This window comes from Allokutzneria sp. NRRL B-24872 (genome assembly GCF_002155965.1).
Lineage (GTDB): Bacteria > Actinomycetota > Actinomycetes > Mycobacteriales > Pseudonocardiaceae > Allokutzneria.
Genome location: NZ_MUMH01000242.1, coordinates 1 through 12,558, shown reverse-complemented (window position 1 = coordinate 12,558; position 12,558 = coordinate 1). Strand labels below are relative to the sequence as shown.

The 12,558-nt window shown below is 71.2% G+C and carries 14 protein-coding genes and 1 pseudogene; 7 read left to right on the top strand and 8 right to left on the bottom strand.

The window, feature by feature from the left end; all coding sequences use genetic code 11:
- Positions 1–74: 74 nt before the first annotated feature.
- From CCN37_RS36925 to CCN37_RS36915, 3 genes are read right to left on the bottom strand one after another with little or no spacing between them, the layout of a single operon-like run.
- A complete protein-coding gene (locus CCN37_RS36925) occupies positions 75–1,259 on the bottom strand; it encodes an MFS transporter (RefSeq protein WP_168201037.1) in 1,185 nt (394 codons plus the stop codon).
- Positions 1,252–2,007 (bottom strand): DeoR/GlpR family DNA-binding transcription regulator, encoded by a 756-nt coding sequence (locus tag CCN37_RS36920; RefSeq protein WP_086830019.1) that lies wholly within the window; start codon positions 2,005–2,007, stop codon positions 1,252–1,254. The genes CCN37_RS36925 and CCN37_RS36920 overlap by 8 nt, the downstream gene beginning before the upstream one ends.
- Positions 2,008–2,011: 4 nt before the next feature.
- Positions 2,012–2,485 (bottom strand): GNAT family N-acetyltransferase, encoded by a 474-nt coding sequence (locus CCN37_RS36915; RefSeq protein ID WP_086830026.1) that lies wholly within the window; start codon positions 2,483–2,485, stop codon positions 2,012–2,014.
- A gap of 189 nt (positions 2,486–2,674) precedes the next feature.
- On the opposite strand from CCN37_RS36915, the gene CCN37_RS40410 reads away from it, so the two are divergent.
- The 3 genes from CCN37_RS40410 to CCN37_RS36905 all read left to right on the top strand — a co-directional run bounded on the left by CCN37_RS40410 (position 2,675) and on the right by CCN37_RS36905 (position 3,938).
- Complete coding sequence (locus CCN37_RS40410; RefSeq protein WP_168201036.1) at positions 2,675–2,812, top strand: hypothetical protein; 138 nt, start codon at positions 2,675–2,677, stop codon at positions 2,810–2,812.
- Positions 2,813–2,835: 23 nt separating this feature from the next.
- On the top strand, positions 2,836–3,150 hold the full coding sequence (locus CCN37_RS36910) for a hypothetical protein (RefSeq protein WP_143262004.1): 315 nt from the start codon (positions 2,836–2,838) through the stop codon (positions 3,148–3,150).
- A gap of 71 nt (positions 3,151–3,221) precedes the next feature.
- Positions 3,222–3,938 (top strand): sugar isomerase domain-containing protein, encoded by a 717-nt coding sequence (locus CCN37_RS36905; protein ID WP_086830015.1) that lies wholly within the window; start codon positions 3,222–3,224, stop codon positions 3,936–3,938.
- A gap of 279 nt (positions 3,939–4,217) precedes the next feature.
- Here CCN37_RS36905 and CCN37_RS36900 read toward each other — a convergent pair.
- The 4 genes and pseudogenes from CCN37_RS36900 to CCN37_RS36885 form a co-directional block, all read right to left on the bottom strand.
- A pseudogene (locus tag CCN37_RS36900) lies at positions 4,218–6,080 on the bottom strand (ABC transporter ATP-binding protein); the annotation flags it as partial.
- A gap of 102 nt (positions 6,081–6,182) precedes the next feature.
- Positions 6,183–6,986, bottom strand: a complete 804-nt coding sequence (locus tag CCN37_RS36895; protein ID WP_086830013.1) for an enoyl-CoA hydratase/isomerase family protein — start codon at positions 6,984–6,986, stop codon at positions 6,183–6,185.
- A 52-nt stretch (positions 6,987–7,038) separates the two neighbouring features.
- Complete coding sequence (locus CCN37_RS36890) at positions 7,039–7,248, bottom strand: helix-turn-helix domain-containing protein (protein WP_030429267.1); 210 nt, start codon at positions 7,246–7,248, stop codon at positions 7,039–7,041.
- 184 nt (positions 7,249–7,432) lie between these two features.
- Positions 7,433–9,058 carry an ABC-F family ATP-binding cassette domain-containing protein gene (locus CCN37_RS36885; RefSeq protein ID WP_086830011.1) on the bottom strand — a complete coding sequence of 542 codons (1,626 nt, stop codon included), beginning with the start codon at positions 9,056–9,058 and terminating at the stop codon, positions 7,433–7,435.
- A 179-nt stretch (positions 9,059–9,237) separates the two neighbouring features.
- Here CCN37_RS36885 and CCN37_RS36880 point away from each other — a divergent pair, with 179 nt between their 5' ends.
- From CCN37_RS36880 to CCN37_RS36870, 3 genes are all read left to right on the top strand, one after another.
- On the top strand, positions 9,238–10,017 hold the full coding sequence (locus tag CCN37_RS36880) for an SDR family oxidoreductase (protein ID WP_086830009.1): 780 nt from the start codon (positions 9,238–9,240) through the stop codon (positions 10,015–10,017).
- A gap of 248 nt (positions 10,018–10,265) precedes the next feature.
- Positions 10,266–10,463 carry a hypothetical protein gene (locus CCN37_RS36875; RefSeq protein ID WP_086830007.1) on the top strand — a complete coding sequence of 66 codons (198 nt, stop codon included), beginning with the start codon at positions 10,266–10,268 and terminating at the stop codon, positions 10,461–10,463.
- A 45-nt stretch (positions 10,464–10,508) separates the two neighbouring features.
- A complete protein-coding gene (locus CCN37_RS36870; RefSeq protein ID WP_168201035.1) occupies positions 10,509–11,219 on the top strand; it encodes an HAD family hydrolase in 711 nt (236 codons plus the stop codon).
- Here CCN37_RS36870 and CCN37_RS36865 read toward each other — a convergent pair.
- The gene (locus tag CCN37_RS36865) at positions 11,190–11,756 is read right to left on the bottom strand and encodes a MarR family winged helix-turn-helix transcriptional regulator (RefSeq protein ID WP_086830003.1); all 567 of its coding nucleotides are present in this window, start codon (positions 11,754–11,756) and stop codon (positions 11,190–11,192) included. The two genes, CCN37_RS36870 and CCN37_RS36865, sit on opposite strands and share 30 nt — an antisense overlap.
- Before the next feature lie 64 nt (positions 11,757–11,820).
- Here CCN37_RS36865 and CCN37_RS36860 point away from each other — a divergent pair, with 64 nt between their 5' ends.
- Positions 11,821–12,546: an SDR family NAD(P)-dependent oxidoreductase gene (locus CCN37_RS36860; RefSeq protein WP_086830001.1), complete on the top strand. Its 726-nt coding sequence runs from the start codon at positions 11,821–11,823 to the stop codon at positions 12,544–12,546.
- Positions 12,547–12,558 lie beyond the last annotated feature (12 nt).

Below are 12,558 nucleotides of genomic sequence, written 5' to 3'. Positions count from 1 at the left end.
CGGAACCTCGCACTCACCGGCTGACACCAGACACCGAGCAGCGGCAACCACAACACCCTTTTACGAGACATCCCTTAGGGACGGCCGCGGAGGATCAGGCGGGCGCCGAGGCCGATCGCCACGCACAGCACGGGCAGGAGGATGAGCGCGAAGGGCAGCGTGACCGCCTCCGACAGGCCGCCGATCACCGTGGGCCCCAACAGGAAGCCGGGCCAGGCGATCGCCGAGACCGCCGCGATGGACTGGGCCGGGTGGCGCTCCGGCAGCTCCGCGGAACTGGAGAACACCACCGGCACCGCGCACGCCACGCCGAGGCCGAGCGCGGCGAAGCCGAGCAGCGCCGCCCACGGCTGAGCCACCACGAGGCCGACGGAGAACACGGCGGCGGCCAGCACCGAGAGCCCGCCGACCACCAGGCGCGGGCCGTACCGAGCGACCCACCGGTCCCCGAGCCCGCGCCCGACGAACATCGCGACCGCGAACACCGAGTAGCCCGCCCCCGCGAACGAGGCTGAGGTGTCGAGCCAGTCGCGGAGGTAGATCGCCGCCCAGTCGGCCGCCGCGCCCTCGCACAGCAACGCCGCGAACATGAGCGCTCCCAAGGCGAGGAGCCGTCCGTCGCGCAGCACGTCGCGGGTGCGGACCTTCGCGTGGGCGTCGGTCTCCTGAACGTGATCGCCGACGAGCAGCACGCGGTTCACTCCGAACACCACGGCGATGAGCACCGCGCCGAGCACGAGCATCTGCGTCGTCAGGCCGACGTTCGCACCCACTGCAAGCGCTCCCACGCCGGCCCCGACGAAACCACCGAGGCTCCAGAACCCGTGGAAGCTGGACATGACCGGACGGTCGTAGTGCCGTTCGACCAGCACGGCCTGGGCGTTCATCGCCACGTCGAGCGCGCTCTGGAACGCGCCCCACACCATCAGCGCGAGGAACAGCGCGACACCGGAGTCCGCGAGGCCGAGCAGGAAGGACACCCCGCCGTAGCCGAGCGCGGTGACCATCATCATCGGGCGGCTGCCCCACCTGGCGATCATCGGACCGGCCACCAGGATCGCCAGCAGCGCGCCGACCGGGGCGCCGAGCAGCAGCAGGCCGAGCACGCCGTCGCCGACCCCGAGCCGTTCCTTGACCAGCGGGATGTGCGGGGTCCACGCGGCGAACAGGCCCGCGTGCACGCCGAAGACCAGCGAGGTCGCCCGCCGCGCGGTCCTCGGCGGCGCGGCGGCGACGGGAGATCCGGGGACGTCAGGCAAGGTGAACCTCCACACCGGCCTCGCGGAACCGGTCGAGTTGTGCCGCTGGCGCGTCCCGGTCGGTGACCAGGACGTCGAGGTCGGTGATCGGGCAGACGCGGCCGAAGGCGACGCGGCCGAGCTTGGCCGAGTCGGTCACCGCGACCACCCTCGCGGAGGCGCGGATGGCGGCCTGCTTGGTCTCGGCGTCGCACAGGTCGAACGCGCTGACCCCGTCGGCGGCGGTCAGCCCGCACACGCCGAGTACGACGGTGTCGAAGCGCATCCGCTCGAAGGCGCTCCTGGTCAGCGCGCCGTGGAAGGCAAGCTCACGCGGGCTCACCTCACCGCCCGGCAGCACCAGCCGCATCCCCGCCCCCTCGGCGAGAGCGTTGGCCACGTGCAGGGACAGCGGCAGCACGGTGAGCCTGCGGCCCACGACCGCGCGCGCGACCTCCAGCGTGGTGGTGCCCGCGTCGATCACCACGCTCTCGCCGTCGTCAAGCAGTTCGGCGGCGACCTTGCCGACGCGCTGCTTCACCTCCAGTTGCTGCCGGGCGCGCACGCCGTAGGGAGCACCCTCGCCGCTGAGCGTGCTGACCGCGCCGCCGCGCACCCGGCGCAGCAGCCCGTCGCGCTCCAGCACGTCGAGGTCGCGCCGGATGGTCATCTCCGAGCAGCCGGTCAGCTCGGCCAGCTCGGCGACCTCGACGCGGTCCCGCTCGCGCAGCGCGCCCGCGATCAGGTCATACCGTTCCGAACTCTCCACATGTTCATACGAACACATCCCCTGTTCGATCCACAAGGTCCCAGCGGAGCTCCGGCCGCGCGTAGGGCACCTTCGGCGGCTTGGGCCGCACCGTCCCGACCCGACGGGCACCCGTGCGCAGGTAGAAGCCCTCGGCGGGCGGGTGCGAGACCACGCGAACCGACGCCAGCCCCAGCTCCCGGGCCCGCTCCAGCATGTGCCGCACCAGCCGCGCGCCGAGCCCGCCGCCCTGCGCCCGGTCTGCCACGAACAACAGGTCCAGCTCGGCGCCACCGGGCACCAGGCTGTAGCACCCGAGCACCCGCCCCCGCCCGTCCTCGGCGAGGAAGGTCACCGTCGACTCCACCTGTGCACCCGTCACCAGGTAACCGTCCACAATGGACTGATAACGCCCGTGGTAGGCCGAGGACGCCTGCACCAGCTCGGTGATCGCCTCCGCGTCCGCCGCCCGCGCTGGGCGAATCCGCAACTCCCGCATGCCCCCGGAGGCTACGACCGACCCCTGACACTCGCGTTTCCTCACGTCTCCCACCTGCGGAGACGACGGTCAACCCTCATCGCCGGAGCGATCGCGGCGGGCAAAGCGGGCGCCGCCCCGAGCGAGACCGTCCTGGGCTGCGAGTCCGGCCACTACTGCGTCTACGACGCCAACGGCAAGGCGATCGTCGTGTCCAGCTCGCGCCGCTGCCAGCCCGGATACGCGGGCCCACTCGACACCTGGGCCTACGGCCGTCCGGCACGGCTGGTGAACAACAGCCCGTACGCCGTTGAGATCCGGCTGAACCGCTACCTCTGCACGAGCTGAAACGGGGAACCGCGATGAACTCGATGTCACGTGGAACGGCCGCAGTGGTCGCGCTCGCCCTGCTCGGCTCAGGCGCCGCAGCGGGGGCGGAGGAGAGCAGGATCGGAATCTGCGACAAGCCGCAGTACGCCGGCCTCTACATCACCGACGACAGCAAGTACCACTGCGCGCCGAAGGGGTCGTTCCGCTTCGCCGCCCCGTTCGGCATCCGGATGTGCGGCGTCGGCCTGCACGGCACGGGTCTGACGATCTGGTCCAACAACGCCGGAGCTCGCATCACCTGCGGCCGGAGCTCGACGCCGGTCCACCACACGGCGTGGGGCTACAGCGGCTGGTGAGGTGACCCGGTGCCGTCCGGCGCGGGCGGCACCGGGTTGACACCGCGCACCGAGTGGTTTAGACCACATGCATGGGATACGCGGCGACGGTGCACGAACACCTCGACAGGCTGGAGCGACACAACTCCGAGGCCGTCGAACGCGCGGTGGGCGCGCTGACCACGGCGATCGCCAAGGACGGGCTGATCGTCACGGCGGGGGCTGGCCACTCGCTGGCCGCGGTCGCCGAGACCTTCTACCGCGCGGGCGGGCTGTCCTGCGTGCGCCCGCTCTACCACCCCGACCTGCTGCCGATGCACGGCGCGAAGTCCAGCACCGACGCCGAGCGGCGCACCGGCCTGGCCGCCGAGGTGCTGGCGGCCGATCCGCTCGGGCCGAACGACGTGCTGATCGTCTTCTCCACCTCCGGCGTGAACCCCTACCCGGTCGAGCTGGCCAGGGCCGGGCGCGCGGCCGGGCTCCCGGTGATCGGCGTGACCTCCGGTCCGGCCAGCTCGGCGGCGCCGAAGCGCTCGGGCACCACGCTGGCCGCCGAGTCCAGCATCGTGCTGGACACCCTGGTCCCGCCGGGCGACGCCGCGCACCCGGCGGGCGCTGCGGTCACCGCCCCGCTGTCCTCGCTGGCCACGATGTTCGTGTGGAACCTGCTGCTGGTCTCGCTGCACGCGCGGGCCGAGCGCGACGGCGTCGACCTGCCGCTGTGGCGCAGCGCCAACACCGAGGGCGGCGACCAGGCGAACAAGGACCTACTCGCCCACTACGGCAAGCGGGTCCCCCGACTCGCGTGACTTCAGGGCCGCGGTCGCCATCTCGTCGAGCACGGCGGCCGCGGCCTCCGGCACGTCGGTGTCGAGCACGAGCCGGTCGCCCTCGCGCGTCACGGTGAAGGCGAAGAACGGGCAGCACTCCTCCTCCGCGCGGACCAGTTCGCGCAGCCGCGCTTCGGTGCCCTTGTCACCGTCGAGCACCAGGCGCAGCCGCGTGGGGAACAGCCGCCGCACCTCGATGAGGCTCTGCCGCCACAGTGCGCCGAAGTCCTCCAGCGCGTGCGGCAGCGCCGCCGGCGTTGCGGACTGGGGTTCCTGACGGAACTGAGTTCGGTACAAATCGGCGTAGCGTCCCTGTTCCGCGAGGAGTTCGTCGTGCGTGCCGCGCTCGACGATCTCACCCGCCTCCACGACCAGGATCTGGTCGGCGGCGCGGATCGTGGACAGCCGGTGCGCGATCACCAACGCGGTCCGGCCCGCGAGCGCTTCGGCGAGGGCTTCCTGCACGGCCGCCTCGGACTCGGAGTCCAGGTGCGCGGTGGCCTCGTCCAGGATCACCACCCGCTGTCGCGCCAACAACAGCCGAGCGATGGTCAGCCGCTGCCGCTCACCGCCGGAGAGCCGGTAACCCCGTTCTCCCACAACGGTTTCCAGGCCGTCAGGCAGCGAACGCACCAGGTCGGCGAGCCGGGCTCCGCGCAGCGCGTCCCAGATCTCCGCATCGGTGGCGTGCGGACGGGCGTAGCGCAGGTTCGCGCCGATGGTGTCGTGGAAGAGGTGCCCGTCCTGGGTCACCACGCCCACGCTCTGCCTGATCGAGTCGAACGACAGCTCGCGAACGTCCACATCGGACAGTCGAACGGCCCCGGAGTCCACGTCGTAGAGCCGGGGCACCAGGCTGGCGATCGTCGACTTGCCCGCGCCGGAGGAGCCTACGAGCGCGACGAGCTGACCCGCCTCGGCGCGGAAGCTCAAGCCGTGCAACACCTCCTCGCCGCCACGGGTGTCCAGGGTCTTCACTTCCTCAAGGGAGGCGAGGGAAACCTTGTCCGCCGCCGGGTAGGCGAAACGCACGTTGTCGAACTCCACCGCGACAGGACCGTCCGGAACCTTTGCGGCATCAGGCTTCTCGGTGATCGCGGGCGGCAGGTCGAGCACCTCGAACACCCGCTCGAAGGAGACCAGCGCGCTCATCACGTCGACCCGCGCGTTGGCCAACGCGGTCAGCGGCGTGTAGAGCCGGGTCAGCAGCAGCGCGAGCGAGACGACCGTGCCCGCCGCGAGCTGCCCCTCCAGCGCGAGCCAGCCGCCGAGGCCGTAGACCAGCGCCAGCGCCAAGCTCGACACCAGGGTCAGCGCGGTGATGAACACGCGCGTGTTCATCGCGGTGCGGATGCCGATGTCGCGCACCCGCGCCGCCCGCGCGCCGAACTCGTCGGCCTCGTCCTTGGGGCGCCCGAACAGCTTCACCAGCGTGGCGCCCGGCGCGGAGAACCGCTCGGTCATCTGCGTGGTCATCGTCGCGTTGTGCCCGGCCGCTTCCCGTTGCAGCGCGGCCATCCTGCGCCCCATGCGCCGCGCGGGCAGCACGAACACCGGCAGCAGCGCCAGCGCGATCACGGTGACCTGCCAGGACAGCGTCAGCATCACGCCGAGCGCCAGCGCGAGCTGGATGACGTTGGCGACGACCCCGGAGAGCGTCGAGGTGAACGCCCGCTGCGCGCCGATCACGTCGTTGTTGAGGCGGCTGACCAGCGCGCCGGTCCGGGTGCGGGAGAAGAACGCGATCGGCATCTGCTGCACGTGCCCCACGACCGCGCGGCGGAGGTCGTAGATCAGCCCTTCGCCGATGCGCGAGGACAACCACCGCTCGACGAGCCCCACACCCGCCTCGATCACGGCCAGCCCGGCGATCAGCAACGCGATGCCGACGACGACGCCGGAGTCCCCGCCGCCGCTGATCTCGTTGACCACCCGCCCCGCGAGCACCGGTGTCGCGACCGCCAGCACGGCGGTGACCACGGTGATCGCCAGGAACGCGACGAGCGTGCGCCGGTGCGGCCGCGCGAACGAGAGCACGCGCTTCAGCGTGCCCTTGCGAATCTTGTTCGGTACGTCAGCGCCTTCCATCGCGCTGCGCATCAACATCCACGTTCCATCCACGGCGGCCGGTCCTCTCCCCTGTGTCGCGCCCAGCACAACACCAGGAGGTCCCGATATCTTCCCGGCCGAGACATTTCCTCCGAGAAGTCCTCCGCCCCGGGGTCAGGTGGGGTTGAGCAGGGCGTTGAGCTCGGCCAGGCGGCGGATCTGCGCGGCGCGCTCGGCGGCGAGCTGGTGCTCGGGCACCGGGTTGTCGGCAGCGGAGTGCAGCAGGGCCAACGTTTCCCCGCTCGCGCCGGGCTGCGGCACGAGCAGCGCCCTGACGAGGTTGTTCACCGCGTCGTCGAGTTCGTCGACGGGAGTGACGGAGGTGACGAGGCCGATGCGCTCGGCCTCCTCGGCGCCGACCCGCCTGCCGGTCAGGCAGATCTCCACCGCGCGGGAGTAGCCCACGCAGCGCACCAGCGGCAGCGTGCCGCCGAGGTCGGGGACGAGGCCGAGACCGGTCTCGGCCATGGCGAACTTGGCGTCGGAGGCGGCGATCCGCAGGTCGCAGGCCAGCGCGAGCTGGAACCCGGCCCCGATCGCGTGGCCCTGCACCCCGGCGACGGTCACCCGGGCCGGATCGCGCAGCCAGCTGAAGGCCGCCTGGAACTCGGCGATGACCGCATCGGCCCGCTCGGCGGGCATCGTCGCGATCGACATGAGCCCCGGGCCGCCGTCACCGTCTCCCGCCGTGAACAGGCTGCGGTCGAGCCCGGCCGAGAAAGCCCGGCCGGACCCGCGCACCACGACCACCCGCACCTCCGGGGAGAGCGCCTCCCCGATCCCGCGCAGCGCCGCCCACGTCGCGGGGGTCTGCGCGTTGAGCACCTCCGGACGGTGCAGGGTGATGGTTGCCAGTGGGCCGTCCAGCGCGAGCTGGACGCCCCCGGCGTCGAGCAGGCCAGCGTCGACGATCGACACTCGGGCTCCTGTCCGTGACGATGAGAGAGTGTTGCGCTGCCTCGCGCCGGGTCTACTTCTTCTTGCTCCGCGTGGCGCCGCCACGGCCGCGGAGAGTCACCCCCGATTCGCTGAGGACCCGGTGCACGAAGCCGTACGAGCGCCCGGTAGATTCGGCGAGGGAGCGAATGCTGGCCCCCTTCTCGTACTTCTTCTTGAGGTCAGCGGCAAGCTTGTCCCGGGCCGTCCCCGTGATCCGGGCGCCCTTCTTCAGGTCAGCCACCTTGTCCCGCCTTCCGTTTTGACCAATGGGGCCGATCATGGCCCCTGTCGCCGCAATGATCGAACACGGAAGCCGCAAACGCCAGGCGATCATGAAAAATCATCGCCACGTGATCGGCGAGTCACGCCCTGTGGATCATCCGGGCGCGCTAAAGGCGGGGCCGCAGCCCCGCCGTGGTGGTCGGTCAGGCCAGCTGCACCAGCTCTAGGTAATCGGCCGACCAGTGGTCCTCGGTGCCGTCGGGCAGCAGGATCACCCGCTCGGGCTCCAGCGCCTCCACCGCGCCCGGGTCGTGCGTGACCAGCACGACCGCGCCCTGGTAGCTGCGCAGCGCGTCGAGCACCTGCTCGCGACTGGCCGGGTCGAGGTTGTTGGTCGGCTCGTCCAGCAGCAGCACGTTCGCCGCACTGGAGACCAGCCCGGCCAGCGCCAGCCGGGTCTTCTCCCCGCCGGAGAGCGTTCCGGCGGGCTGGTCCAGCTGCTCGCCGGTGAACAGGAACGCGCCCAGCAGCGAGCGCAGCTGCTGCGCGTCGGTGTCCGGGGCGGCGTGCCGGATGTTCTCCCAGACCGAGGCGTTGTGGTCCAGCGTCTCGTGCTCCTGCGCGTAGTAGCCCAGCCGCAGGCCGTGACCGGGCACGACCTCCCCGGCGTCGAAGGACTCCGAGCCACCGAGCAGGCGCAGCAGCGTGGTCTTGCCCGCGCCGTTGAGCCCGAGCACCACCACGCGCGAGCCCTTGTCGATCGCCAGGTCCACCCCGGCGAAGATCTCCAGCGAGCCGTAGGACTTGGACAGGCCCTCGGCCATCAGGGGCGTCTTGCCGCACGGGGCGGGCTGCGGGAAGCGGATCTTGGCGACCTTGTCCGAGACGCGGACCTCGTCCAGCCCGGCCAGCAGCTTGTCCGCGCGGCGGGCCATGTTCTGCGCGGCGACGGCCTTGGTGGCCTTGGCGCGCATCTTGTCGGCCTGCGCCTTGAGCACGCCCGCCTTCTTCTCGGCGTTGGCGCGCTCGCGCTTGCGGCGCTTCTCGTCGGCGGCGCGCGCCTCCTGGTAGCGCTTCCACTCCATGTTGTAGATGTCGACCTCGGCGCGCACGGCGTCCAGGAACCACACCTTGTTCACCACGTCGGCGAGCAGGTCGACGTCGTGGCTGATCACGATCAGGCCGCCGCTGTGGCCCTTGAGGAAGCCGCGCAGCCAGGTGATCGAGTCGGCGTCGAGGTGGTTGGTCGGCTCGTCCAGCAGCAGGATCGTGTCGGACTTGCCCGAGCCCGCCTCGGTGGCGGCGAACAGGATGCGGGCCAGCTCGACGCGGCGGCGCTGACCACCGGAGAGGGTGCCGGTCTCCTGCGCGAGCACGCGGTCGGCTAGGCCGAGGTTGGCGCAGATGCGGGCGGCCTCGCTCTCGGCGGCGTAGCCCCCGAGCGCGGCGAAGCGGTCCTCGAGGCGGCCGTACTTGCGCACGGCGGCGTCGCGGGCCTTCTCGTCGACCAGCTCGGCCATGACCGCCTGGGACTTCTCCATCTCGCGCAGGATCTCGTCCAGCCCGCGCGCCGACAGCACGCGGTCCTTCGCGGTCATGGACAGATCGCCCTCGCGCGGGTCCTGCGGGAGGTAGCCCAGCTCGCCGGAGCGCAGCACGGTGCCCGCGTAGGGGTCGCCCTCGCCCGCGAGCACGCGCAGCGTGGTGGTCTTGCCCGCGCCGTTGCGGCCCACGAGGCCGATCCGGTCGCCGGGCTGGACGCGGAGGGTGGTGTCGGACAGCAGAATGCGGGAGCCCGCGCGCAGCTCAAGGTCCGTGACAGTGATCAAGGGAAGAACTCCAGACGAATCGCGTGGCGGAAGACAGGGGGCATCTGCCCGCCTCGGTCCAAGGCAGGCCACGCGCGCCGCTAATCCATCAAGACCACGCCCGTAGTTTACGCGACGCGTTCGACCACTTTTGCCACGCGCCCTGGCTACTGGCCGGTAACCAGCCCTAGAGTGCAGACATGACCACGCCGAACGACTTCGCCGGACGCACCGCGCTGATCACCAGCGGCAGCAGGGGCATCGGGTTCTCCATCGCCGAGGAACTGCTCTCCAGGGGCGCTTCGGTGACCATCACCGCCCGCAAGCCCGACGAGCTGAACGCCGCCGCTGACAAGCTCGCGGCGACGACCGAGGGCGGAGCGGACCGGGTTCTCGCAGTGGTGGCGAACACAGGGTCCGACGAGGCGCGCGCCGAGGCTGTCGGCCGGACCGTGGAGCGCTTCGGCTCGCTGGACGTGCTGGTGAACAACACCGGGATCAACCCGGTCTTCGGTTTCCTGATGGACGCCGACCTCAACGCGGTCCGCAAGATCTTCGACACCAACGTCGTCGGCGCGCTGGGCTTCGTGCAGCAGGCGTGGAAGGCGTGGATGAGCGAGCACGGCGGCGCGGTCGTCAACGTCGCCTCGGTCGCCGGACTGCGCTCCAGCGGGGTGATCGCGGCCTACGGCGCGAGCAAGGCGGCGCTGATCCGGCTCACCGAGGAGCTGGCGTGGCAGCTCGGCCCGAAGGTCAGGGTCAACGCGGTCGCCCCCGCCGTGGTGAAGACGAAGTTCGCCGAGCACCTCTACACCGGCCGCGAGGACGACGCCGCGTCGGCGTACCCGTTGAAGCGCCTCGGCGCCCCGGAGGACGTCGCGGGCCTGGTGGCGTTCCTGGCCTCGGACGCGGCGGCGTGGATCAGCGGCGAGACCGTGCGGATCGACGGTGGACTCCTGGCCACCGGCACCCTGGGCTGAGTTGACAGGTCACCGAACTCCCGACTTGCATCGAGCACTCAGGACGCAGTCGGGAGTTCGTGGTGCTCGTGCCCTGCCAAGCCGCCGTGGCGCTGCTCGCCGTCGCACTTCGCTGGTACCGCGATCCAGACGGGACTACGTACCACCTAGCGCGAGCTGATGGCCCCGTTCCGCGAGGGCGTCGAGTGGCACCGGGACTTCTGGATCGCGACGGCGTTCCTCGTGGAACGAGGTATCAGCGCGCACGCGTGGAGCTGGAGACGGCCGGGATGCTGAGCACGGCGGGCCGCAGGGGCACCGTGGTGGCGGAGATCACCGAGGAGTACACCCCGGCCGAGCTCACCGCTCTGGCCAGGGAGTTCGTCTCCGCCGTTCGGCGGATCGGCGTAGACCGGGCGGCGGCCTTGTCCGCCGTCACAGCGGCTTGGCGGGCCGGGGCGGACTGATCTCTGGGTAGCCTCGATCGAGAGGCCACAAGCCAGGGGGTGTGCGTGTCTCGACGGTTCGACGCTGTGCTCTTCGACTTCTCGGGGACGCTGTTCGACGACGGCAACGTGCTGACGCCGTACGGCGTTCAGGCCCAGGCCGCCGATCGCGGGGTCTTACTGGGTTTGACCGAGGCAGCCGAGTTGATCCAGCGCTCCAGGCAGCGGGTCGACGGGCCTGCTGGCCTCGTCGAACGCGAGGGGTGCGACCGTTCCGCCCAGCGCCACCGCACCGTGTGGACGCGCATGATGACCGAGTCCGCCAAGGGTTTCCGTTCCGACGCCGACCCCGAACTGCTCGGCGAGTCGCTCTACGCGTGCCTGGCCGACCCGGGTTCCTGGCCCGCCTACCCCGACACCGCTTCGGTGTTGAAGTCCCTGCACGCCGACGGGCTGAAGCTCGGCGTGGTGAGCAACATCGGCTGGGACATCCGTCCCTCCTTCGCCGAGCTGGGCGTCACCGACCTGATCAACTCCTTCGTGCTCTCGTGCGAGCACGACTCCGTGAAGCCCGAGCCGGAGCTGTTCCGCATCGCCTGCGAGGAACTGGGTGTCGAGCCGTCGCGGACCCTGTTCGTCGGCGACGACCCGGTCAAGGACGGAGCAGCGGCCCGAGTGGGACTCGCGGTCTACGTCCTGCCGCACACCCGGCACCGCGACCGCCCGCGCGGCCTGGACGCCGTGCTCTCACTCACCGCCGGAGCCCTGGCCGCCTGAGAGCCGGCCACCTGAGAGCAGGGCCCGTTCCAACCGGGACAGGATGCCGGTCAGCGTCGCGCGCTCGGCATCGGTCATCGAGTCGATCAAGTCGGCTTCGTGTTCGAGCAGGTGGCGCACAACGGGTTCGATGAGCTCGTGACCCGCTTCGGTGAGCCGCACCGCGACCGCGCGACGCGATGCCGACGACGATGACCGCTCCACCAGCCCGGCCTCTTCGGCGCGCGCGACGCGTTGGGACACGGCGCCCGCGGTGACCATGGTCCTGCGGGCGATCTCGCGCGTGGTCAGCTCGTAGGGCGGGCCGGAGCGCCTGATCACGCTGAGCAGGTCGAGCGTGGACGGGTCGACCCCCAGTTCGGCCAGGGTGCGGCGGCGGTCGTCGGCGAGGACCTTCGCGATCCGCCACAGCGGCGTGATGATCTCGATCGAGCCCGTGCGCACGCCGGGCAGTTCCCGCTGCCACGCCGAGGCGATGTCGGCCGCGGGCCACGAAGCGACCTGCTCGAGCGGGTACCCCTCGGCACCTGGTCCCATCTGAGACTCCCTGCTACGTTTAGATCTAAACGTTTAGACCTAAACATAACAGAGGGGCACTCTCATGACTCGCACCGTGCTCGTCACCGGCGGTTCGACCGGCCTGGGCAGGGCGGTGGCCGCCCGCTTCCGCTCCGCCGGGGACACCGTGGTCATCACCGGGCGCGACGCCGGCAAGCTCGCCGCGACCGCAGCCGAGCTCGACGTCCGGGCGATCACCTGCGACGCGACCGATCCCCGGCAGGTGGCACGCCTGGCCGACGACCTCGGGCCGGAGTTGGACGTCCTGGTCAACATGGCGGGCGGCAACACCGACCTGGACCCGCCGCGCGAAGGGCTCTCCCCGCTCGACGGGGTGGCCGCCGCGTGGCGGGCGAACCTGGACGCCAACCTGCTCAGCGCGGTGCTGACGACCGCGGCCATGCTCGACAGGCTGCGGCCCGGCGGAGCGGTGATCAACGTCGGCTCGATCGGCGCCGAGTTCGCGTCGTCCTCTTACGGCGCGGCGAAAGCGGCGCTGGCCGCGTGGTCGGCCGGACTGTCCTCGGAGGTCGGGCCGAAGGGACTGACCGCGAACCTGATCTCACCCGGCTACATCGCCGAGACCGAGTTCTTCAAGGGACAGCTCAGCGACCAGCGGCGCGCGGCGCTGATCGAGGCGACGCACAACGGCCGCGCCGGGCACCCGGACGACATCGCCGAGACCACGTACTTCCTGGCCTCGGCGGGGGCTCGCCACATCACCGGCCAGACCCTGCACGTCAACGGCGGCGCCTTCACCACCCGCTAGGGCCTGTCCTCA